This window comes from Pseudomonas sp. YH-1 (assembly GCF_051990045.1).
Lineage (GTDB): Bacteria > Pseudomonadota > Gammaproteobacteria > Pseudomonadales > Pseudomonadaceae > Pseudomonas > Pseudomonas nicosulfuronedens.
In genome coordinates, this window is the sequence record NZ_CP178184.1 from 336,063 (window position 1) to 359,451 (window position 23,389).

A 23,389-nucleotide genomic window follows, 5' to 3' on the forward strand; every position below is an offset into this window, starting at 1 on the left:
CGCCTTTCATGCACGATTCAACACTCGACTATGCCGACCTCGCCCTCTCCATCAAGGACTGGGGGCGCGAACTCGGCTTCCAGCAGGTCGGCATCAGCGGGCTGGACCTGGAAGCGCATGGCGAGCACTTGCAACGCTGGCTGGAGGCGGGCTACCACGGCGAGATGGACTACATGGGCGCCCACGGCAGCAAGCGCTGGCGGCCCGACGAACTGGTGCCCGGTACGCTACGGGTCGTATCGCTGCGCATGGACTACCTGCCCGGCGATACGCGCATGGCGCAGGTCCTGGGCGATCCGGAGAAGGCCTATGTGTCGCGCTACGCCCTGGGCCGCGACTACCACAAGCTGATCCGCAAGCGCCTGCAGCAACTGGCCGAGCGCATCCAGCAGCAGATTGGTCCGTTCGGCTTCCGCGCCTTCGTCGACAGTGCGCCGGTGCTGGAGAAGGCCATCGCCGAGCAATCGGGCCTGGGCTGGATCGGCAAGAACACCCTGGTGCTCAACCGCAAGGCCGGCAGCTACTTCTTCCTCGGGGAGCTGTTCACCGACCTGCCGCTGCCGGTGGACGAGCCCCACGGCACGGAGCACTGCGGACGCTGCACGGCCTGCATGGACATCTGCCCCACCGCCGCCTTCGTGGCGCCCTATGTGCTGGATGCGCGGCGCTGCATTTCCTACCTGACCATCGAATTGAAGGGCCCGATCCCCGAAGACCTGCGCCCGCTGATCGGCAACCGCGTGTTCGGCTGCGACGACTGCCAGATGGTCTGCCCGTGGAACCGCTTCGCCCGCGCCACCGACCTGGGCGACTTCCAGCCACGCCACAGCCTGGACAACGCCGCGCTGGCGGAGCTGTTCCTGTGGACGGAAGAAGAATTCCTCAGCCGCACCGAGGGCTCGCCGCTAAGACGCGCCGGTTACGAGCGCTGGCTGCGTAACCTGGCCGTGGGGCTGGGCAATGCGCCGTCGACCATTCCGGTGATCGAGGCGCTGCGCGCGCGGCGGGAGTTCCCGTCGGAACTGGTGCGCGAGCATGTGGAGTGGGCGCTGCACCGGCACGGCGCCTAAGGCTTTTTGTAGGAGCGAGCTTGCTCGCGAACAGCCTCGCAGCGGGTCTGGTTCGCGAGCAAGCTCGCTCCTACAGCTACGGCCTCGGACATGAGGCACCGTGGTTACAGCTTGATGAAGTGCTCGCGGTAGTAACGCAGCTCGGCAATGGACTCGCGGATGTCGTCCAGCGCCAGGTGGGTGTTGCCTTTCTTGAAACCGTCGCGCACCGCAGGCGCCCAGCGCGCGGCCAGCTCCTTGAGGGTGGAGACGTCCAGGTTGCGGTAGTGGAAGTAGCCTTCCAGCTTCGGCATGTGGCGGTAGAGGAAGCGGCGGTCCTGGCAGATGCTGTTGCCGCAGATCGGCGAGCTGCGCTTGGGCACCCACTTTTCCAGGAAGGCGATAGTCATGGCTTCGGCTTCGGCGGCGGAGATGGTGCTTTCGCGCACGCGCTGGGTCAGGCCGGACTGGCCGTGCTGCCGGGTGTTCCACTCATCCATGCCAGCGAGCAGTTCCTCGCTCTGGTGCACGGCGATCACCGGGCCTTCCTCGAGGATGTTCAGGTCACTGTCGGTGACGATGGTCGCCATCTCGATGATGACGTCCTTGTCCGGGTCCAGCCCGGTCATTTCCAGGTCGATCCAGATCAGGTTCTGCGGGTTCTGCATGATGGGGCTCCTCAGCTCAGCCCTCTAGTTTAGCGGGAAGCACGCCGCCGCATGCTAAACTCCGCCGCGATTTTCCCTGTGGATACCCTATGGCCAAGCGTCACCTCACCCGCCGGCAGAGCTGGCGGATCGAAAAAGTCCAGGAAGAACGCGCCGCACGCGCGGCGAAGCGAGAGTCTCGCGCCCTGGAAGAACTGGAAGGCGGCGACCTCGGCCCGGAACAGACCGGCCAGGTGATCGCTCACTTCGGTGTGCAGGTGGAAGTCGAAGCCCAGGACGGTGACGACGCCGGCCAGGTGTTCCGCTGCCACCTGCGCGCCAACCTGCCACCGCTGGTGACCGGCGACCAGGTGGTCTGGCGCCCGGGCAACCAGGGCATCGGCGTGATCGTCGCGCAGCTGCCCCGCACCTCCGAGCTGCGCCGCCCGGACATGCGCGGCGTGCTCAAGCCGGTGGCGGCCAACGTCGACCGCATCGTCATCGTCTTCGCGCCGCGCCCCGAGCCCCACGCCAACCTGATCGACCGCTACCTGGTGGCTGCCGAGCACGCGGGCATCAAGCCGCTGTTGCTGCTGAACAAGGCCGACCTGATCGACGAGGACAATGCCCCCTTCCTCGATTCGCTGCTGGGCACCTACCGCGAGCTGGGCTACCCGCTGCTGGAGGTCTCGGCCGCCAACGGCCTGGCACTGGACGCCCTGCGCGCCGCACTGAACGAGCACGTCAGCGTGTTCGTCGGTCAGTCGGGCGTGGGCAAGTCCTCGCTGGTGAACGCGCTGCTGCCGGGCGTCGACACCCGTGTCGGCGACCTCTCGGAAGTCACCGGCAAGGGCACCCACACCACGACCACCGCGCGGCTGTTCCACTTCCCCGCCGGCGGCGACCTGATCGACTCCCCGGGTATCCGCGAATTCGGCCTCGGCCATGTCAGCCGCGACGATGTCGAAGCGGGTTTCATCGAGTTCCACGACCTGCTCGGCCACTGCCGCTTCCGCGACTGCAAGCACGACCGCGAGCCGGGCTGCGCCCTGCTCAAGGCGCTGGAAGACGGGCGTATCTCGCCGCAGCGGATGAACAGCTATCGGCACATTCTCGCCAGCCTGCCGGAAGACACGTACTAAACGACCTGTAGGGCGCATAACGCCTCAAGCGTTATCCGCCGCCTGGCCGTGCAGATGGCGCAAAGAAAAAGGCCAGCTTTTCAGCTGGCCTTCTGCGTTCTTACTGCTGCTTGTTCAGCTCGTCGAGCTTCAGCGTGCCGCCGTCGTCGAACAGGTTGAGCTTCTGCTTGAGCTGGTCCGGCGGCAGCGGGTCACCCTGCCCGGCTGCCGGCTGGGCCGGAGCGGCGCCCGGCGCGACCGGAGCAGCACCCTCGGGCAGCTTCTGCGTCCCGCCATCCTGTCCCTCGATGGCCCGCTGGGCCTTCTTGGTCAGGACGATGATGTCGATGCGGCGGTTCACCGGGTTGAGCGGCTTGTCACGGTCGAACAGCGCGGAAGAGGCGTACCCCACCACGCGGGCGATCTGGTCTACCGGATAGCCGCCGGCCTCCAGCGCACGGCGTGCGGCGTTGGCGCGGTTGGCTGACAACTCCCAGTTGCCGAACTCGCCGTTGCCGGCGTAAGGCTTGGCATCGGTGTGACCGCTGATGCTGATCTTGTTCGGCACCTGCTTGATGGTCTCGGCCAGCGCCAGCAGGATGTCCTCGAAGTACGGCTGCAGGCGCGCGCTGCCCAGGTCGAACATCGGCCGGTTGTCCGAGTCGACGATCTGGATGCGCAGGCCGTCCTGGGTGATCTCGAAGAGGATCTGGTCCTTGAAGCGCTTCAGGGTCGGGTTCTCGTCGACCTTGTTCTGCAACTCCTGCAGCAACAGCTCCAGACGTTCCTTTTCCACCTGCTCGGCGACGTCCTGGGCCTGTTGCTCGGTGATCTTGGCATTCTCGTCCGGGTTGATCCGCGTCTCGTCGGCGTCCGGCTGGGCCTGGATCTGCGGGTTCAGGGTCTTGTCCGGCGCCGGCGTCGGCGTGCCACCCAGGTCGATGACATAGGGGCTGGCACTCTCGGTGAAACCGATGGGGTCCTGGAAGTAGCCGGAGATGGCCTTCTTCTGCTCCGGCGTGGCCGAGGACAGCAGCCAGAGCACCAGGAAGAACGCCATCATGGCGGTGGCGAAGTCGGCGAAGGCGATCTTCCAGCCACCGCCATGGTGGCCGGCGGCATAGCGCTTGATGCGCTTGACGATGATCGGCTGGTTGTTATCCATGCTTAGCGCCCACGTACCGCCTGTTCCAGCTCACTGAAGCTGGGACGGTGCGCCGGCAGCAGCACCTTGCGGCCGAACTCGACGGCCAGCGACGGCGGCATGCCGGAGGCGGACGCCACCAGGCAGGCCTTGATCGACTCGTAAAGGTTCAGCTCTTCCTTGGCGTCATGCTCCAGGGCGTTGGCCAGCGGACCGACAAAGCCGTAGGCCGCGAGAATACCGAGGAAGGTACCCACCAGCGCTGCGGCGACGTGGTGGCCGATCTCGGCCTGGCTACCCTGGCCGAGCAGGGCCATGGTGATCACGATACCCAGGACCGCGGCAACGATACCGAAGCCCGGCAGGGCGTCGGCGACGCGGGTCACGGCATGGGCCGGGTGTTCCAGATCTTCCTTCAGGCTGCCCAGCTCCATGTCGAACAGGCCTTCCAGCTCGTGGGGCGCCATGTTGCCGGAGGACATGATGCGCAGGTAATCGCAGACATACGCCGTCATGCGTTCGTCCTTGAGCACCGCGGGGTACTTGCTGAAGATCGGGCTGGCGGCCGGGTCCTCGACATCGGCCTCGATGGCCATCATGCCTTCACGACGGCTCTTGTTGAGCACTTCATAAAGCATGCCCAGCACCTCCAGGTAGAAGGTGTGGGTGAAGCGGTTGCCGAACATCTTCGGCGCCTTCTTCAGCACGGTCATGAAGGTGCTGCCGGGGTTCGCCTGAAGGAATGCACCCAGCGCGGCGCCGCCGATGATCAGCACCTCGAACGGCTGAATGATGGCCGCGATCTTGCCGCCGGAGAGCATGTAGCCGCCGAGCACGCTGGCCATGAGAACGATGATGCCGATGATTTTTGCCATGGGGACCGGACTGAAACGGTGAACAGAAAGGGAGGCATGTTTCCCGCCTCCCTGTTGTTATCGGAGATTTCGGGCAAGACTATAGGCCGAAAACACTAAAAACCAGTTCGGCGCCTCACGCATGTCAAAGCAAATGCTTCATCCAGAGCGTCTCAAGGCCTGGCTCGATCAGTTGGAAGATCTGCCTTTACCGGTTCCGCTGGAGCAGCGCGATGACATTCGCCGTGCGTTGAACGATAGCCGGCGCTCGATCCGAGAGATCGCCGACCTGCTGCAGGACGCGCCAACGCTGGCGTTCGCCATCCTGCGCGAAGCCAACCGGGCACAGAGCGCCAGGGACAATCCGGCGGAAAGCCTGGAAGTTGCGCTCAACCGCCTGGGCCTGAGTCGCGCCAGCCAGTTGCTCGACAGCCTCCCCGCGGTGCCCGAGGCGCAGATGCCGCGCGCGCTGAACCAGCTGCTGCTGATCAGCCGCCATGCCATGCAGCAGGCCAGCGGCCTGTTCGCCAATCGCCTGGCGCGACTCTGGCAGGAAATTCACTGGGGCAGTCTGTTCACCCTCGCGCCGCTGTGGGCGCTGGCGACCGCAAGACCGGAGCTGATGGAGAGCTGGCAGCGCCAGGTCTACGGCCTGGGCCGCTGCAGCAGCGAGGTCGAAGAGGAACTGCTCGGCACCCGGCTGCTGCCGCTGTGCCGCGCGCTGGCCGACAGTTGGCGGCTGCCGGACTGGGTTGGCCAGGGCTACGCCCTGCTCAGCGACGACAAGCGCCTGCTGGTGCGTGCCCTGCATGTTGCGCATACCGAGCATGAACCACTGGGCCAGCAGCAACGCCTGGACGCCGACCCGGAGCTGCAACGCTGGCTGACCCGCCCGGCCAACACCATTCTCCTCGCCAACAGCATCACCATGGCCGCGCACCAATCCTGGGGCGGCGTACACATGCTGCGCTGGCAGCGCCTGACCAGCCTTTATCTGCAGATACCGCTGGAAGAACTGCAACAGATAGTCCACGGTCTCGCCGCGCAGAGCGCCCGCCGCCACGCCCGCCCGCTACTCTGGCACCCCGCCGAGGCGCTGCTGTGGCCCTGGGACGCGCGCCGCTGGCTCAACGGGCCGAAAGCCGAGGAACCGGCCAAGGCGCCGGACACCCTGGCCGAATGGCGCCAGCACTGCACCCGCCTGATGCAGGCGCCCAGCCCGTTCGGCAACGCCGTGCAGCTGCTCGACTGCGCCACCGCAGCGCTGCAAGCCTGCGGCCTGCAGCGCGGCATGATCCTGCTGGCCGACAAGGGCGGCAGCTGGCTGCAGGCGCGTCGGCACTTCGGCCTCGACGGCGAGATCGGCGATTTCAAACTGGAGGTCGCCGCCAGCCCGGTGCTGCGCAAACTCCTGCAACAGACCGGTCAGCTGCGCCTGAGCCCGGGCAACATGGCCGAGTTCTCGGCGCTGATACCCGGCGCGCTGAAGGCGCTGATCCCCAGCGAAAACCTGCTGCTGCGCTCGCTGAGCAACGGCGCGCGGGTGGTCATGCTGGTCGTCTGCGACCGCCACGGCCAGCCGCTGGCGGACCTGCACGCGCAGGCCTTCGGCCGCACCGTGCAGTGCATCGAGCACGCGGTGAAGCAGATGGCACGGGGCGCCTGATCGGCGAAAGGTTTGCGCACCGCCGCGTCCCCTTTAAACTAACCGCCCTCACGGGGTAGCCCAGGGCGCCTGCTCACGTTGCCTCCCCCCACCGTTCCCGCCGGGAGACTCCGACATGTCCGCCTTCTCCGCCCTGCCCCTGGTGATCGAACCGGCTGACCTCGCCAGCCGCCTCGACGCCCCCGAACTGATCCTGGTCGACCTGACCAGCGCCGCGCGTTATGCGCAGGGCCACATTCCCGGTGCACGCTTCGTTGCTCCCGCGCGCACTCAGCTGGGCGGCACGCCGGCTCCGGGCCTGCTGCCGGCCAAGGCCGACCTGGAAGCGCTGTTCGGCGAACTGGGCCACAACCCCGATGCCGTCTATGTCATCTACGACGACGAAGGCGGTGGCTGGGCCGGCCGCTTCATCTGGCTGCTGGATGTGATCGGCCACGGTAACTACCACTACGTCGACGGCGGGCTGCACGCCTGGCTCGCCGACGGCCTGCCACTCTCCGAGGACGTCCCGGCGCCAGCTGGCGGCCCGCTGCCGCTGACCCTGCACGAAGAGCCCACCGCCACCCGCGAATACTTGCAGACCCGCCTGGGTGCCGACGACCTTGTCGTCTGGGACGCCCGCAACGCCAGCGAGTACAGCGGCCAGAAAGTCCTCGCCGCCAAGGCCGGCCATGTGCCCGGCGCTGTCAATTTCGAATGGACCGCCGGCATGGACCCGGCCCGCGCCCTGCGCATCCGTACCGATATGCCGCAGATCCTCCAGGACCTGGGCATTACCAAGGACAAGGAAGTGATCACCCACTGCCAGACCCACCACCGTTCCGGCTTCACCTACCTGGTGGCCAAGGCCCTCGGCTATCCGCGGGTCAAGGGCTATGCCGGTTCCTGGTCGGAATGGGGCAACCATCCCGACACCCCCGTAGAGGTTTAAGGAATGTCGTTCAAAGATCGTCTGTTCATCCTCGCCCAGTACCTGCTGCCGCATCACCTGCTGTCGCGCCTGATCGGCTGCGCCGCGGAGTGCCGCGCGCCCTGGTTCAAGGACCGCCTGATCCCCTGGTTCGCCCGCCGCTACCGGGTGGACATGCGCGAAGCCCAGGTCGAGGACCTGCGTGCCTATGAGCACTTCAACGCCTTCTTCACCCGCGCCCTGAAAGACGGCGCGCGCCCGCTGGACGACACCGCCGGCTCCGTGCTCTGCCCCGCCGACGGCGCCATCAGCCAACTCGGCCCGATCGAGCACGGCCGTGTGTTCCAGGCCAAGGGCCACAGTTACAGCCTGATGGAACTGCTGGGCGGCGACGCCGAACGCGCCGCGCCCTTCATGGGCGGCGAATTCGCCACCGTCTACCTGTCACCCAAGGACTACCACCGCGTGCACATGCCGCTGGCCGGCACCCTGCGCGAGATGGTCTATGTGCCAGGCCGCCTGTTCTCGGTGAACCAGCTGACCGCCGAGCAGGTGCCGGAACTGTTCGCCCGCAACGAGCGCGTGGTGTGCATCTTCGACACCGAGCGCGGGCCGATGGCGGTCGTACTGGTAGGCGCGATGATCGTCGCCTCCATCGAAACCGTCTGGGCCGGCCTGGTGACCCCGCCCAAGCGAGAGCTGAAGTCGTTCTCCTACGACGAAGCTTCCCGCGCACCGATCCACCTGGAGAAAGGCGCCGAGCTGGGCCGCTTCAAGCTCGGTTCCACCGCCATCGTGCTGTTCGGGCCGGAGCAGGTGAGCTGGGCGGAAAACCTCGCTGCCACCAGCGCCGTGCGCATGGGCGAGCGCCTGGGTGGCGCGCGCCAGGGCTAACGCCCATTCCTATAAGGCGGGCGGCCAACGAGTCGCCCGCCAACGCTTTCCGCCTCATCGTGCCAATTCCCTGCCATGAAACGCTTCCTGCATCTGATGGGCTGGCGTGCCAACGCCACCAGCCATCTCGAGAAATGGCTCTCCGCAATCGGAGCGCTGTGCGGCATCGCCGTCATCTATGCCGTCACCCACTGGGTCCTGCCCAGCGAAGCGGCCATCTGGGTCGTCGCCTCCATGGGCGCCAGTGCCGTGCTGCTGTTCGCCGTCCCCCACGGCGCGCTGTCGCAGCCCTGGGCGGTGCTCGGCGGCCAGGTCCTCTCGGCCATCGTCGGAGTGATCTGCCAGAAACTCTTTCCCGGCCAGGCCTTCACCCCCGCTCTCGCGGTGGGCGCGGCGATCCTGGTCATGCACTACACCCGCTGCATCCACCCGCCGGGTGGCGCCACCGCGCTGGCGGCGGTGTCCGGCGGGCCGGCAATCAGTGCGCTGGGCTTCCACTACGTGCTCAGCCCGGTGCTGCTCAACGTGGCGCTGATCCTCGCCGTTGCCGTGCTCTTCAACGGCTTGTTCGCCTGGCGCCGCTACCCCGCGCCACTGGCACGCCTGCCGCAAACCCCGAAGCTGCCGGCCGGCCCCGCGCCGGAAGATCTCTACCACGCGCTGCGCAAGATGGATTCGTACATCGACGTGCAGTTCGACGACCTGCTGAAGATTCTCCAGCTGGCCCAGGAGCACGCCCAGGCGCAGCGCCTGACGCCGGAGGATGTCCTGCTCGGCGCCAGCTACAGCAACGCCCTGAGCGGCGATGCCTGGGCCGTGCGTCAGGTGATCGACGACCACCCGGACAAGCGCGGCCGCCAGGATCAACTGGTCTACAAGGTGGTGGCCGGCGCCGGCAAGGGCAACACCGGCGTGTGCCGCCGCCAGGACCTGCTCGACTGGGCCGCCCATCCGGTGATCGCCCAGGGCGACGGCTGGGTGCGCAGCACAGCGCAGGACTCGGCAAAAAACGCACTGCAACGACAGTTAACAGGCGAAACACCGCTGGCGTGACCTGTCCGCGCACCATCCGGGCGATGGGCTGCGGCGCGCGACGGATGCTGCTAGAGTTCGGAAAAAGCCGACAGTTATGACCAACCGGTTCGTACAACGAGCCGGATTGTGGAGAAACCATTCCCACCATGGACAACAGTCCCCAGCAGTTTCTACGTGTCCCCACCCCGACGCACGAGAGCCTGAGCTTCTGCAACGCCAACGCGCGCGAGCTGAAAAACTGGCTGGATCACCTGCCCAAGGCCAACCTCGGGGAAACGGCCCGCCAGCTCTACCAGGGGCTGATCGAACTCAACCAGCTCAAGCTGCCGGTCGAGACGCGCCTGCAATTGCTGGAACTGTTCCGTCCGGAAGTCCACTTCGTCTGCCATAACCTGGAACGCCACTTCCTCAACCAGTCGATCGTCCTGGACGAGCGTCCGCGCAAGGTCGCGAACCTCTGCCAGGCGCTGCAGAACCACCTGGCCATCGGCTACAAGCTGATCGTCGTGCGCGAGGCCTCGCGCTTCACCCGCGAGCGCGCGCAGGTCATGACCGCCGCCATCCAGCGCGCCATCCGCAGCCTCTGCGGCCCGCTGGTGCGTGCCTCCCAGCTGTACTGCCCGGTGCCGGAAAACCTCTGGCTGGAACTCCACCAGCTCTACCAGCTCGCCCGCCAGCACGGCCTGCAGAACACCCCCGTGCGCGATGCCCTGGCACGCCAATCCCAAGGGCTGTCCATCGAGCACTCCTATCTGGTCGCGCTGATGCTTGGCTCGGCGCGCTGCAACCAGATGCGCCAGAACAATATCGCCCGCGTCGCCGAAGTCCTCGAGGGCTGGACCGCACAGGTAAGAGTCCAGGCGGCTGATGCACCCTCCACCCTGTTCGTGGTGGTGCCGCAGGTGGATGGCCCGCCGCGCTACCGCACCCTGTTCAAGGACAGCGACCTTGCCGGCGCCCTGGGCATCGACCCGCAGCCGCTGGTGGACGTGATCCGCGAGTACCTCCTGCTGCCTCCGGAAAACCGCGCGCAGGCGCGCCTGAAAGTGCCCGAGGGGGTCAGCGTCGACCTGTTGCAGCACCTCGCCGCAGCCTGGGGCGACATCGCCGAGCGCACCTTCCACCGCACCCCCGGCCAGGGCCAGCTGACCCTGTGCATCGGCATGAGCGCCCTGCACTACTTCCTCGCCGGCCGCAAAAGCTTCAATGACCTGCTGAAGATCCAGGTGCAGGAACAGGTGCCGACCTTCAAGGCCGACGTCAAAGATGCCTGGTCAGGCGCCTTCGATGCACAGAAGGTCAACGACTGGCAGCCCGGCATGCCACTGGAGGAAATCGAATACACCGCGCCTCGCGCCGTCGACGACTCCAGCCTGAGCCTGGGCGGGGTGACGGAAACCCAGCGCGACGACTACCCGGTGTTCACCCTGAACATCGTCAACCACAGCCCAGGCGGCTACTGCCTGACCTGGCCAAAGGACATTCCCAGCCAGTTGCAGGCCGGTGAGCTGCTCGGCATCCAGGACACCCCGGAGCACAGCTGGAGCGTCGCCGTGGTGCGCTGGATCCGTCAGGTCCGTGGCGGCGGCACGCAGATGGGCATCGAACTGATCGCCCCGCTTGCCCAACCCTGTGGCCTGCAACTGCTGCGCAAGACCGAGCAGGGCAGCCAGTACCTGCGCGCCCTGCTGCTGCCTGAGATCGCCGCGATCTCCCGCCCAGCCACCGTCATCACCCCGCGCCTGCCCTTCCAGGAAGGCAACCGCGTGCAGCTCAACCTGCAGGGGGACGAACGCCGCGCCACCCTGACACGCAAGGTCACCGCCACCGCCAGCTTCACCCAGTTCGAATACCAGGCACAGGATGCAGCCGGCGTACCGAGCGATAAGCCCATCACAGCCCCGAATGCTCGCGGCGCTGGAGGGGAGGAAGACTTTGACTCGCTGTGGAAGTCTCTGTAGATTCCGGGAATTCCCTTTCGTCGCCTTTTTGCTGCCGTCCAGCGCGGTATAAGCAGCCTTCCCCATGGCCAATGAAAAGAAAACCATCCGCCTGCTGATCCTGGAAGACTCGCAGAACGAAGCCGAGCGCCTGGTCAGCCTGTTCCGCAACGCCGGTCGTGCGACCCGCGTCCACCGCATCACCTCCAGTGAAGACCTGACGGACATTCTGCCCCAGGGCTGGGATCTGCTGATCGCGGCCCCGGAAGCCGAGGCCCTGGACCCGAGCGAAGCGCTGGGCGCTATTCGCCGCCAGGCCAAGGACATTCCCTTCATCCAGCTGGTCAGCGGCAATGATTCCGACGCCGTGACCGAGGCCCTGGCCCTCGGCGCGCAGGATGCCCTGCCGCAAGGCGAGGACGAGCGACTGATCCTGGTCGCCAACCGTGAGCTGTCCAACCTCGAGGAGCGCCGCGCCCGCCGCTCCGCCGAAGTCGCCCTGCGTGAAGCGGAGAAGCGCTGCCAACTGCTGCTGGACAGCTCGGTCGACGCGATCACCTACGTCCACGACGGCATGCACATCTACGCCAACCGCGCCTATGTCGGCCTGTTCGGCTACGAAGACGCCGAGGAGCTGGAAGGCATGCCGATGATCGACCTGATCGCCGGCTGCGACCAGTCCACCTTCAAGGACTTCCTCAAGGGCTATCAGACCACCGAAGACGCCGAACTCGCCTGCAGCGGCATCCGCAGCGACGGCCAGGCCTTCGCCGCGCGCATGACCTTCTCGCCCGCCACCTATGACGGCGAACCGTGCATCCAGGTGGTGATCCGCGCCGAGTCGGATAACGCCCAGCTCGAGGAAAAACTCCGCGAAGTCAGCAGCCAGGATCTGGTCACCGGCCTGTACAACCGCGCCCACTTCCTCGACCTGATGGACAGCGCCGTGGAGCGCGCGGTGACCGCCGGCCAGCCAGCCACCTTCGCCTACATGCAACTCGACCGCGCCCAGGCGCTGCAACTGGACCTGGGCGTTGCCAGCATCGACCTGCTGCTGGCGGACCTGGGCAACCTGCTGCGCGGGCAATTCCCCGAGCCGGCTCAACTGGCACGCCTGAGCGACGACGTGTTCGCCGTGCTGCTGCCGGGCGAGGCACCGGAGCACTCCGCACCGCGCTTCAGCTCGCTGCTGAAGAAAATCGAAGGCCACCTGTTCGACATCCATGGCCGCACCGCACAGGTCACCCTCTCCATCGGCACTGCCGGGCTGGACGAGAAGACCACCCGCGCCCAGGACGTCATTGAACGCGCCCACCGCGGCGCCGACGAGGTCGCGCAGAAGAACGGCAATGGCCTGAAGGTCTTCAACCCGGCCGATGAACTGGCCGCCGCCGCCTACCGCGGCGATATCAGCGCGATCATCCGCCAGGCGCTGGAGCAGAACAGTTTCCGCCTGCTGTTCCAGCCGATCATCAGCCTGCGCGGCGACACCCACGAACACTATGAAGTGCTGCTGCGCCTGCTCAACCCGCAGGGCGAGGAAGTGCCGCCGGCAGACTTCCTCAACGCCGCCAAGTCCAGCGGCCTGGCCGAGAAGATCGACCGCTGGGTACTGCTCAACTCCATCAAGCTGCTCTCCGAGCACCGCGCCAAGGGGCACGAGACCAAACTCTTCGTGCACCTCTCCAGCGCCAGCCTGCAGGACCCGGAACTACTCCCCTGGCTGAGCGTGGCACTCAAGGCCTCGCGCCTGCCGGCCGACGCGCTGATCGTGCAGATCAGCGAACCGGACGCCATCGCCTTCCTGCGTCAGGCCAAGGTGCTGAGCCAGGGCCTGGCCGAACTGCACTGCCAGATCGCACTCTGTCAGTTCGGCTGCGCGCTCAACCCGTTCAACACGCTCAAGCACATGAACGTCGACTTCGTGAAGGTCGACGGCTCCTACGTGCAGGACCTGAACGTCCCGGAGAACCAGGAAAACCTGAAAACGCTGATGGCCAGCCTGCACGCCCAGGCCAAGCTGACCATCGTGCCCATGGTGGAAAGCGCCACCGCCCTGGCCACCCTGTGGCAGGCCGGCGCCAACTACATCCAGGGCCGCTACCTGCAGGGCCCCAGCCAGGCGATGGACTACGACTTCGCCTCGGACGAGTGACCCGGGAGGGAACCTGTAGGAGCGAGCTCGCTCGCGAACAGAGTCAACCGGTACCTCCAATGCTGGGCGCGGTTCGCGAGCAAGCTCGCTCCTACAAAAAGCGCTCTCCAGCTCGCACGACGGATAATGACAAAGACAAAAAAGCCGCCCTTGGGGCGGCTTTTTCTTTTCAGCATCGTTCAGCGCTCGTCAGGCACCTTCGCGGTCACGGAAGCCGAGCAGGTACAGGATGCCATCCAACCCAAGGGTGGAGATCGCCTGCTTGGCCGACTGCTTGACCAGCGGCTTGGCTCGGAAGGCCACGCCCAGGCCGGCCAGACCAAGCATCGGCAGGTCGTTGGCACCGTCGCCCACGGCAATCGTCTGCTCAAGCTGCAGACCTTCCTTCGCCGCCAGTTCACGCAGCAGGTCGGCCTTGCGCTGGGCGTCGACGATGGGCTCGATGGCTACGCCGGTCAGCTTGCCGTCTACGATCTGCAGTTCGTTGGCAAACACATAGTCGATGCCCAGCTTCGCTTGCAATTGCTTGGCGAAGTAGCTGAAGCCGCCGGAAAGAATGGCGGTCTTGTACCCCAGGCGCTTGAGCTCGGCGAAGAGGGTTTCGGCACCCTCGGTCAGGCGCAGAGAGGCGCCGATCTCTTCCAGCACGTCTTCGGAGAGACCTTGCAGCAGCGCCAGGCGCTCCTTGAAGCTGGCACGGAAGTCCAGCTCACCGCGCATGGCGCGTTCGGTGATCTCGGAGACCTGCTCACCGACGCCGGCGGCCTTGGCCAGTTCGTCGATCACTTCGGCCTCGATCAGCGTCGAGTCCATGTCGAACACCGCCAGGCGGCGATTACGGCGGAACACCGAGTCCTGCTGGAAGGCGATGTCGACGTTCAGCTCCTGGGCCACGCTGAGGAACTCGGCGCGCAGTGCCGCCGGATCGGCCGGCTCCCCGCGCACGGAGAACTCGATGCAGCCCTTGCCTTCGTCAGCCGGCATGTCCAGCGGCATGCGCCCTGACAGGCGATCGATCTGGTCGATATTCAGGCCGTATTTGGCGGTGATCGAGCTGACCCGCTGCAGCTGCTCGGCGGTTACCCGGCGAGTCAGCAGGGTGACGATGTGGCGAGGCTTGCCCTGGCCACCGACCCACTGTCGGTAGTCGTCTTCGGAGACCGGCGTGAAGCGCACCTGCTGGTCGAGCTTGTAGGCCGTGAACAGCACGTCCTTGAGCACCGACGAGGCCCGCTCGTTATCCGGGATTTCCACCAGGATGCCGAAGGACAGGGTGTCGTGGATCACCGCCTGGCCGATATCGAGGATGTTCACGCCACCCTGCGCCAGGACGCCGGTAATGGCCGCGGTGAGGCCGGGGCGGTCTTCCCCGGTGATGTTGATCAGGACGATCTCGCGCAAGGCGCTGTCTCCGCCATGGAAAAAAGGCGGTCATTCTACCTGCTTTCACTGTCGGCGGATGCTCCGCTCGCCCCCTTGCGCCCGACTCAGGGCCAGGCGCCGTCGATCGGATTGAGGGCCAGTAACCGGGGCCATTCAGGCTTGGGTCGTATTGACAGGCCCTGCGGCGCTTTGCCCCCCGGTAGGGCCTCGTTATACTGCCCCGCATCTGCCCTAAAGAAGACCGAGCCCGCTGTGACCCGGCCCACCTCCGTCAAGCCCGACAATTTCTTCCTGCTGCTCTTCCACGCCCTGCGTCAGCGCCGCGTGCCGATTGCCCTGCGCATCGCCGTTCACGGCCTGTTGCTGGTGGCCACGGCCCTGGTGATCTACGCCTGCGTGATGGGCCTGCAGTTCAAGCAGGCCATGCAGCAGCAGGCTGACGCCCTCGGCCAGAGCCTGACGACGCAGACTGCGCAGTCGGCCACGGAGCTGCTGGTGTCCAACGACATCCTCAGCCTCAACGTGCTGCTCAACAACCTCACCAAGAATCCGCTGGTGGCCCACGCGGCCATCTACAGCGTGGACAACCGCATCCTCGCCGAGTCCGGCACGCGCCCCAAGCAGGGCCTGCTGGGTGACGCCGAAGGCCTGTACTCCACGCCCATCACCTTCCAGGAAGTGATCGCCGGTCACCTGCGCATCAGCCTCGACATGCACCAGTTCGAGCAGCCGATGACCGTCAGCCTGCAGAGCATGGGGCTGATCAGCCTGATCCTGCTGCTGCTCACCCTGACCTTCGGTCTGCGCCTGGGGCGGCAGATTTCCACACCGCTGTTACAACTTCGTGTCTGGTTGCGCGATCCGGACGACAGCGCGCCGGGCGCCGGCCTGCAGAACGAGATCGGCGACCTTGCCCGACAGCTGCAAGCGCGTCTGGCACCTGAGAAGCCGCCGGCCCCCGAGCCGGTGGTCAGCGCTCCCGCGCCGCGCCCGAAAGCGCCGGCCAAGGCTGGCAAGCCTGCCCCCAGAGAGCCGTCTCTGGATGCCAACGACGCCGCTGACGAACACGAATTCGACGAGAACATCTTCTCCGACGACGAACTGCTCGCGCCCGCCGCGCGCCGCAAGGCCGACGCCGACGAGGACTTCCCGGAGGAAGAGTTCGAGGCGCTGACCGAAGGCGAAGCCGAAGACGAGATCGGCGTCGACGAAGAAGAGCCCGAAGCCGAGCCGGAGCCGGTTTCCGCCGGCACCAGCGCCGTGCTGGCCGTGCAACTGGGCGCCCAGGAACAGCTGCGCCGCCTGCCGCGCGCCCGCCTGGTCGACCTGCTGCAGCGCTACCGCGACTGCCTGGAGCAGGCCGCGCGCCTGTACAAGGGCACACTCTATACCCTCAGCGACGGCGGCAGCCTGATCCTCTTCCACAGCCGCGACCAGGACGAGGAATTCCTCACCAACGCCCTTTGCTGCGGCGAGCTGATGCGCGCTCTGGGCCATGCCCTGCAGATCGAAGTGGCCGACAGCGGCATCACCCTGCAACTGCAACTGGGCCTGGTGCTGGGTGAAGATGTCGCAGACCTGGAACAGGCCGACCTGCTGCAGGACGCTTCCGCGCAGGACGCCCTGGCCCTGAGCCAGCACAGCCGAAACCTGTTGCTGGTAGAGAAGTCAATTGGCGACGACGAAAAAGTACGCGAGCGCGCACGCATCCGTCCTATCGCCAGTCCGGAAAATGCCTGCTGTGTGGAATGGCTGAAGGAGCCCTATCCTTCCATGCTCGAACGCCAGCTCTCGCGCATGCGCGCGTTGCGCACCACCTGACCCTCAATAGAAAGAGAGAGGGGGCCGCCTGGCCCCTCGTGGAACGGATTCCATGACCACCCTGATCACCCATCCCCTGCCCGCGCTCGCCGTGGGCCTGGCGCTCGGCTCGCGCTTCATCTCGCCGCGCCTCCTGCTGGCCGGCATGCTCGCCGCCTGCCTGCCCGACCTCGACGTAGTCGCCTTCAAGCTGGGCATTGCCTACAACGACGCCTTTGGCCATCGCGGCTTCAGCCACTCCTTGCTGTTCGCGGCCTGCATTGGTGTGCTGGGAGCGCTGTGCTGCCGCCTGCTGGGCAGCGGCCCGCTGAAAGCCGGCCTGTGGGTCGGCCTCGCCACTGCCTCCCACAGCGTGCTGGATGCCATCACCGACGGCGGCCTAGGAGTCGCATGGTTCTGGCCCTGGAGCGATCAGCGCTACTTCCTGCCACTGCACCCCATCGAAGTCTCGCCCATCGGCCTGTCGCGCTTCCTCAGCCCGCGCGGGCTGGAGGTGCTGATCTCGGAGGCGCGCTGGGTCTGGCTGCCCTGCCTGGGCGTGGCACTGGCCGGTATCGGCCTGCGCCGCGCGCTGCGTCGCAACGCCTGAGTCAGCGCTTGCCCAACTGCACCTGGAGCTGCTCCAGCAAGGAGGCCTGGGCACTCTGCAACGGCAGCCGTGCGCTGTAGCCCTGGAAGCTGCTGAACCGCGCCTGGTAATCCAGCTCGACCCGGAAGCGATTGTCCCAGCCGGGCGAATCCTCCGGCATCAGTTGATCGCAGTCATGCAGGGCCTGTGGCGTCGTGCAGGGCTTGTAAGCCTGCGGGTAGACCTGACGTTTCCACAGCACCCAGGGCGACAGCGACAACCCGGCGAGGCTGTTGCGCCGCAGATCCAGCTCGAGCAACTGCAGCAGCCCGTTGCCGCCCAGGTACTGGTGCTGGTAGTCGACCATCACCATGTCCACGCTGTGCCCCAGGTCATTGAGCATCCGCGTATGCACTGCGCCATCGGCGTGGGCGTTCAGGGTGAGGAATACCTGGTCATTGCGGCGAATCAGCCGGTCCCATAGCAGCACACCGCTGGCGTTGTCCTCGCGGGACAGCTCCGCCAGGCCGCCAGCGCTGCGTCGCAGGATGCTGTGCGATGCAAGGATCACCGGCACACGGGGATGCTCGTCGATGACGCTCTGGGCCCACGCCAGGGTAGCCTCGGAGGGGCTCCAGTCCAGCGCCAGCAGCAGGAACGACTGACCATAACGCTGGAACAGGTGCACCTGGCTCAGGCCCTTGGGATCGCTGCCGACGTAGGTACTCTGCCAGGCGGCGCGCTCGGGGCCGAAGTGATCCGCGAAACGGTCGAGGAAGGAGCGACGATCATCCGTGCTGGCTTCTTCGTGCACGTCACGCTCCCCCGTGGCGATGCTGTAGGGCACGCCGCGCTCTTCCAGCGTGCGCATGGCGCCGCTGGCGGTCTGCCACTGGGTGACGACGCCGGCGTTTTCCACCACGTCGCCCAGGTGCACCACCATCGGGACCTGCAGCACCTCGGCGTACTTTGCCAGCCAGAATGTCTGCGCGAAGAACGCCAGCGCCGGCTGGTACGGCAGGTCAGGGAAACGTTGCTCGCTGCGGAACAGGTGGCGCTTGCGGTGGTTGTTCTCCGCGTAGAACTGGGTATCGGGCAGCAAGGGCAATACGAAGCTGCCGCCGCCGGACACGATCTCCAGCGGTGGCAACGGGTGCTGGCGGAAGAACGCCTGGTCCCGTTCGACCACATCCTGGGTATCGGAATCACCACAACCGCCCAGCAGCAGGCAGCAGGCGAGCAGGGAAGTCAGTGCTTTCATCACGGCTTGGTGCCCACTCCGGGAAGGCGCAGCAGGCGGAAAGTGTTCTTGTCGAAACTGCCTTCGAACAACAGCTGGGAAGCCGCCGGCAAGGTGGGGGCAATGCGCTCGGCATCGCGATCCTGGATCACCAGGTAAAACGGTCCATTCAGCGCCGCCAGTTGCTCAGGGCGGTCCAGGAACAGCGGCTTCAGGTCGCGATCGAGATTGACCATCAGCTTGATCGCCTGCGCGTCCGGCGCCATGCCATAGAGCGCCAGGGGCGCGGGCTGAGCGTCGAGTTGGCGTAGCACTTCGCGGGAAAAACCCTGACTGTCGTACAGGCGGCGCTCCATTGGCTCGAAGACCAGGATGTAGCTGGCCCAAAGGGCGAGCGCGGCGCCCAGCGCCAGTGCTGCCGGACGTCGCCAGCGCAGTGCGCCGAAAGCCAGCAGAGCGGAGAGCACCACGATGCACGCCGGCAAGCGCCAACCCAGCGCGGCAAGTTCCTGTGGATAATGCTTCCAGGCCAGCCACAAACCCGCCAGCAGCAGGACCGGCAAAACCAGCCACAGCGCTCGCAGCAAGCCACGCAGCACTTGCGCCAAACGGCTGCCGGCGACCATGAACGGGTAGCCCGCAACGATGGCGGCCAGCGGCGCCAGCGCAATGATATAGCGGGCCTTCTTGGCCTGCGGCACCGACAGCCCGGCCATGACCACCAGCGCCGCCAGGGCGCAGCCTGCCACCAGACGGAACGCCGGCTCGCGGCGACGCTGCCAGAGCAGCGCCAGCGCCGGCAGCGCCAGCGGGAAGGCCAGCGCGTAGTTACCCAGGGAACTGCGGAAGTAATACAGCGCATCGCTGGAGCCGGCGGAACCATCCAGCCGACCGATCACCTGCATCTGCAGGACGTCCTGGACGAAGGCCTCGCCACCCACCGAGCGCGCCAGGGCAATCAGCGCGATCACGCAGAGGGTCAGCAGCGCCAGCGCGCTCGCCGAGAAGGCGAACAGCGGCTTCCAGCGGCGATCCAGCAGCAGCTGGCTGCACACCATGCCCGCCGGCACCACCAGCCCCAACGGGCCACGCAGCGCGAAACCGGCGAGCAGCAACGGCAGCAGGCGCAGCAGCAAGCCCGGCACGCCGTGTCGCTCGGCATGGAAGGCAACGCAGAAGGCCAGCAGGCCGACGGCGGCCACCATCAGGTCCAGGGAAACGGCCCGTGTTTCGCTGACGAAGGTCGCGGTCAGCAGCAGCATCGCCACGCTGACCAGAGCCCAGCAACGCGAGAAGGGAGCCACGAGCCGATACACCACGCCGGTACAGATCGCCCCCGCCAGCGCGGTGGGCAACCAGGCAGTGAATTCAGTGACGCGCCCCAGCGGCAGCGACAGCAGGTAAGTCAGGAAGGTCGAGGTGGCCGGATAGTCAGGATAGGGCGCGCCGTAGGTGGTCGGGAACCAGCCCGGCCCGTGGCGCAGCATTTCGCGCGCGAACAGCACGAAGCGCGAGTCGAAGCCGACGAAGGCATCGCCCTGCACACCGAGCAGGAACAGCACCAGCGCCGCCAGCATCACGCAAAGCGTCTGACGATTCAGGGCGGAATCCGCCTGAACACTGGAAAATTGAGGGAGTGAAGACACGCGCGAGTCTCTCGCAGGTTCCGCGCGGAAAATGTCCGGGCGCCAATAACCTGCACAAGCGCCCGTAGATACCACAGGGGCCGTCAAGAAGATGTCAAAACAGGCCACGACAGAAGCAAAACGGCCCGCAAAGCTATGCTCTGCGGGCCGCGAATACCACGGTCGCTGTGATCGGCTTAGAAGCGGTAGACCTCGACATCGGTGCGGATCGGCACCACCAGCGGGATCTTCGGCCCTTCTTCCTTGGGCTTGGCCGCCTGCTCGGTGTTGGCCACAACCGGCTTGCGTGGCGGCGTAGCCTGCTGCTCGGCAACCGCTGCGGCGACCGGACGCACATCACGGGCCAGTTGCACGGACAGCTTGCGCAACAGGTCACCCTGCGCACGCACCTGGTCCTGCACGCTGCCCGAATGCGCTTCTTCCTCGCGGAAGACGCGGCTGTCGCGCAATTCACCCTTCTGATCGAGCAGGCGCCAGCGAGCTTCCAGAACTGCCGGCTCCTTGGGGCCAGAGTCCAGGCGGCTGATGGTCAGCATGACCTGGACCTGCGGGGTGAAGCCGGGCTTCTCCGGGAACAGTGCCAGGCGGGTGCTATCGAGCTCGCCCGAGAGCAGGCGCATCAGTTGCTGGCTGACGTTGGTCTCGAGGCTGCCGGCCCAGCGGGCTTCGGTCGACAGGTTGAGGATACCGTCGGCCTGACGCTGGACCATGGTCTCGCGTTTCAGGTAATCGGCCAGGGAAACCGGGCCGAGCAGTACTGCGACGCCGTTGTCACGGGTCGGGACAGGAACCGCGCCCGCATCCAGCTGGAACAGCTGGGTCGGTCGATTCACCGTACAACCCGCCAGCCCGAGGAGGCTGACGAGAGAAAGATAGGCCAAGGCGCGCAAAGCGCTCATCTGGATCACCGTCATTCGCCGAATTTCGGCGCTACTTCCAACAAAACCAATATGACTTCAGGCAACGCGCCGCGGCGCCGGTTACCCAAAGGGACGTATCATCCCTTAACCGGCGCCTCAGCTCCAGAGGCAGAATGTATCGAGCCGCGTTTCAATCCTGAGACAGCGATTCTACCAGCAAGGCGTCCACTCGCTGGAAACCGCGCGGCAGTTTGTTGCCACGACGGCCTCTTTCGCCCTTGTAGTGCTCCAGGTCGTCACCCTTGAGCGAGAGCGTCCGCTTGCCGGCCTGCAGCACCAGGGTCGCGCCCGTCGGAAGAACGGCCAGGTCAGTGAGGTACTCCTCGCGGCTCGCCACGCGGTCGCCCGGCACGCTGATGATCTTGTTGCCCTTGCCCTTGGCCAGTTGCGGCAGGTCGGACACCTTGAACAGGAGCAGGCGGCCCTCGGTGGTCACGGCGGCGATCCAGTCTTGCTCGACGTCGGCGACCGGCCGCGGCGCCATGACCTGCGCGCCATTGGGCAGACTGAGCAGCGCCTTGCCGGCCTTGTTCTTGGCCTGCATGTCCTCGCCCTTGGCAACGAAACCGTAGCCGGCATCAGAGGCCAGCACATAGAGCGCACTGTCCTCAGGCAGCAGCACACGGTCGAAGGTCGCTCCCGGCGGCGGTGTCAGGCGGCCGGTCAGCGGCTCACCCTGGCCACGGGCGGACGGCAGGCTGTGGGCCGCCAGCGAGTAGCTGCGGCCAGTCGAGTCGATGAACACCGCGTACTGGTTCGAACGACCCGGCGCGGCTGCCTTGAAGCCGTCGCCGGCCTTGTAAGACAGGCCGGTGGCGTCGATGTCGTGGCCCTTGGCGCAACGTACCCAGCCTTTTTCGGACAGCACCACGGTCACCGGCTCGGTCGGCATCAGCTCGGTTTCCGACAGGGCGCGGGCTTCGGCGCGGGCGACGATGGGCGAGCGGCGGTCGTCGCCGTAGGTTTCGGCGTCGGCGACCAGCTCATCGCGCACCAGTTTGCGCAGCTTGGCGTTGGAGCCCAGGATGGCCAGCAGCTTGGCGCGCTCCTTGGCCAGTTCGTCCTGCTCGCCGCGGATCTTCATCTCTTCCAGCCGCGCCAGCTGACGCAGGCGGGTGTCGAGGATGTAGTCGGCCTGCAGCTCGGAGAGTTCGAAGCGCTGCATCAGGACCGGCTTGGGCTGGTCCTCGGTGCGGATGATGTGGATGACTTCATCGAGGTTGAGGAAGGCGACCAGCAAGCCTTCCAACAGGTGCAGACGCTTCTCCACCTTGTCCAGGCGGAACTGCAGGCGGCGGCGCACGGTGTCGGTGCGGTAGGTCAGCCACTCGCTCAGCACCTGGCGCAGGTCCTTGACCTGGGGTTTGCCGTCCAGGCCGATGACGTTCATGTTCACCCGGTACGAGCTTTCCAGATCGGTGGTGGCGAACAGGTGGGTCATCAGTTCTTCGGCATCCACGCGGTTGGAGCGCGGGATGATGACGATGCGGGTCGGGTTCTCGTGGTCCGACTCGTCGCGCAGGTCGGCCACCATCGGCAGCTTCTTGGCCTGCATCTGCCCGGCGATCTGCTCCAGCACCTTGGCCCCGGAGACCTGGTGCGGCAGCGCGGTGACCACGATGTCGCCGTCCTCGACGCGGTACACGGCGCGCATGCGCACCGAGCCACGGCCGGTTTCGTAGATCTTCTGCAGGTCGGCGCGCGGAGTGATGATTTCCGCCTCGGTCGGGAAATCCGGGCCCTGTACATGCTCAAGCAGGTCGCCAACGGTCGCCTGCGGCTCATCCAGCAGGCGGATACAGGCGGCGGCCACTTCGCGCAGATTGTGCGGCGGAATATCGGTGGCCATGCCGACGGCGATGCCGGTGGTGCCGTTGAGCAGCAAGTTGGGCAGGCGCGCCGGCAGCACAGCCGGCTCGTCCAGGGTGCCGTCGAAGTTCGGCACCCAGTCCGCGGTGCCCTGCCCCAGCTCGGACAGCAGGGTCTCGGCATAGCGTGACAGGCGGGCCTCGGTGTAACGCATGGCGGCGAAGGACTTGGGATCGTCCGGCGCACCCCAGTTGCCCTGGCCGTCCACCAGCGGGTAGCGGTAGGAGAACGGCTGCGCCATCAGCACCATGGCTTCGTAGCACGCCGAGTCACCGTGGGGGTGGTATTTACCCAGCACGTCGCCGACGGTCCGCGCCGATTTCTTGTGCTTGGAGTCGGCGTCCAGGCCCAGTTCGCTCATGGCGTAGACGATGCGCCGCTGCACGGGTTTCAGGCCGTCGCCGATATGCGGCAGGGCGCGGTCCATGATCACGTACATGGAATAGTTCAGGTAAGCCTGTTCGGTGAAGTCGGCCAGTGACCGGCGCTCCACGCCCTCCAGACTCAGATCGAGGGTTTCGCTCATG

The 23,389-nt window shown here is 66.2% G+C and carries 18 protein-coding genes; 10 read left to right on the forward strand and 8 right to left on the reverse strand.

Translation table 11 applies throughout. The features are described 5' to 3' along the window. Positions 1-8: 8 nt before the first annotated feature. Positions 9-1,070: a tRNA epoxyqueuosine(34) reductase QueG gene (gene queG, locus ACKI1H_RS01605; RefSeq protein WP_440468809.1), complete on the forward strand. Its 1,062-nt coding sequence runs from the start codon at positions 9-11 to the stop codon at positions 1,068-1,070. 104 nt (positions 1,071-1,174) lie between these two features. On the opposite strand, the gene orn is transcribed toward queG, so the two are convergent. Continuing rightward, positions 1,175-1,717, reverse strand: coding sequence for an oligoribonuclease (orn, locus tag ACKI1H_RS01610; RefSeq protein WP_088416176.1), 543 nt, complete (start codon positions 1,715-1,717; stop codon positions 1,175-1,177). An 89-nt stretch (positions 1,718-1,806) separates the two neighbouring features. Here orn and rsgA point away from each other — a divergent pair, with 89 nt between their 5' ends. Beyond that, positions 1,807-2,838, forward strand: a complete 1,032-nt coding sequence (gene rsgA, locus ACKI1H_RS01615; protein ID WP_440467479.1) for a small ribosomal subunit biogenesis GTPase RsgA — start codon at positions 1,807-1,809, stop codon at positions 2,836-2,838. 100 nt (positions 2,839-2,938) lie between these two features. Here rsgA and motB read toward each other — a convergent pair whose 3' ends face one another. Both motB and motA read right to left on the reverse strand, forming a co-directional pair. Further along, positions 2,939-3,982: a flagellar motor protein MotB gene (gene motB, locus ACKI1H_RS01620; protein WP_138524126.1), complete on the reverse strand. Its 1,044-nt coding sequence runs from the start codon at positions 3,980-3,982 to the stop codon at positions 2,939-2,941. Positions 3,983-3,984: 2 nt separating this feature from the next. Next, positions 3,985-4,836: a flagellar motor stator protein MotA gene (gene motA / locus ACKI1H_RS01625; RefSeq protein WP_081515523.1), complete on the reverse strand. Its 852-nt coding sequence runs from the start codon at positions 4,834-4,836 to the stop codon at positions 3,985-3,987. A 133-nt stretch (positions 4,837-4,969) separates the two neighbouring features. Here motA and ACKI1H_RS01630 point away from each other — a divergent pair, with 133 nt between their 5' ends. From ACKI1H_RS01630 to ACKI1H_RS01655, 6 genes are all read left to right on the forward strand, one after another. Continuing rightward, the gene (locus ACKI1H_RS01630; RefSeq protein WP_440467480.1) at positions 4,970-6,481 is read left to right on the forward strand and encodes an HDOD domain-containing protein; all 1,512 of its coding nucleotides are present in this window, start codon (positions 4,970-4,972) and stop codon (positions 6,479-6,481) included. A gap of 115 nt (positions 6,482-6,596) precedes the next feature. Next, entirely contained in the window at positions 6,597-7,412 is an 816-nt protein-coding gene (gene rhdA, locus ACKI1H_RS01635; RefSeq protein WP_440467481.1) for a thiosulfate sulfurtransferase, read from the forward strand. Between the two features lie 3 nt (positions 7,413-7,415). Continuing rightward, positions 7,416-8,285 (forward strand): archaetidylserine decarboxylase, encoded by an 870-nt coding sequence (gene asd / locus ACKI1H_RS01640; RefSeq protein WP_138524122.1) that lies wholly within the window; start codon positions 7,416-7,418, stop codon positions 8,283-8,285. Between the two features lie 75 nt (positions 8,286-8,360). Beyond that, positions 8,361-9,338, forward strand: coding sequence for an HPP family protein (locus tag ACKI1H_RS01645; RefSeq protein WP_138524120.1), 978 nt, complete (start codon positions 8,361-8,363; stop codon positions 9,336-9,338). 128 nt (positions 9,339-9,466) lie between these two features. Further along, the gene (locus ACKI1H_RS01650) at positions 9,467-11,281 is read left to right on the forward strand and encodes a molecular chaperone (RefSeq protein WP_440467482.1); all 1,815 of its coding nucleotides are present in this window, start codon (positions 9,467-9,469) and stop codon (positions 11,279-11,281) included. Positions 11,282-11,345: 64 nt separating this feature from the next. Continuing rightward, positions 11,346-13,415, forward strand: a complete 2,070-nt coding sequence (locus tag ACKI1H_RS01655) for an EAL domain-containing response regulator (RefSeq protein WP_138524116.1) — start codon at positions 11,346-11,348, stop codon at positions 13,413-13,415. Positions 13,416-13,604: 189 nt separating this feature from the next. Here ACKI1H_RS01655 and serB read toward each other — a convergent pair whose 3' ends face one another. Then, on the reverse strand, positions 13,605-14,816 hold the full coding sequence (gene serB / locus ACKI1H_RS01660) for a phosphoserine phosphatase SerB (protein WP_138524114.1): 1,212 nt from the start codon (positions 14,814-14,816) through the stop codon (positions 13,605-13,607). A gap of 234 nt (positions 14,817-15,050) precedes the next feature. Between serB and ACKI1H_RS01665 the strand changes: the two genes are divergently transcribed. Together ACKI1H_RS01665 and ACKI1H_RS01670 are read left to right on the forward strand one after the other, a co-directional pair. Continuing rightward, positions 15,051-16,619 (forward strand): AhpA/YtjB family protein, encoded by a 1,569-nt coding sequence (locus tag ACKI1H_RS01665; RefSeq protein ID WP_440467483.1) that lies wholly within the window; start codon positions 15,051-15,053, stop codon positions 16,617-16,619. 52 nt (positions 16,620-16,671) lie between these two features. Continuing rightward, positions 16,672-17,208, forward strand: coding sequence for a metal-dependent hydrolase (locus tag ACKI1H_RS01670; RefSeq protein WP_440467484.1), 537 nt, complete (start codon positions 16,672-16,674; stop codon positions 17,206-17,208). Between the two features lies 1 nt (position 17,209). Here the strand turns inward: ACKI1H_RS01670 and ACKI1H_RS01675 are convergent, their stop codons facing one another. The 4 genes from ACKI1H_RS01675 to parC form a co-directional block, all read right to left on the reverse strand. Then, positions 17,210-18,448 carry a calcineurin gene (locus ACKI1H_RS01675; protein WP_440467485.1) on the reverse strand — a complete coding sequence of 413 codons (1,239 nt, stop codon included), beginning with the start codon at positions 18,446-18,448 and terminating at the stop codon, positions 17,210-17,212. After that, positions 18,448-20,004, reverse strand: a complete 1,557-nt coding sequence (locus ACKI1H_RS01680; protein ID WP_440468810.1) for an ArnT family glycosyltransferase — start codon at positions 20,002-20,004, stop codon at positions 18,448-18,450. Before ACKI1H_RS01680 ends, ACKI1H_RS01675 begins: the two co-directional genes overlap by 1 nt. A gap of 245 nt (positions 20,005-20,249) precedes the next feature. Then, positions 20,250-20,972: a PqiC family protein gene (locus tag ACKI1H_RS01685; protein WP_440467486.1), complete on the reverse strand. Its 723-nt coding sequence runs from the start codon at positions 20,970-20,972 to the stop codon at positions 20,250-20,252. A 151-nt stretch (positions 20,973-21,123) separates the two neighbouring features. After that, entirely contained in the window at positions 21,124-23,388 is a 2,265-nt protein-coding gene (gene parC, locus ACKI1H_RS01690; protein ID WP_440467487.1) for a DNA topoisomerase IV subunit A, read from the reverse strand. Position 23,389 lies beyond the last annotated feature (1 nt).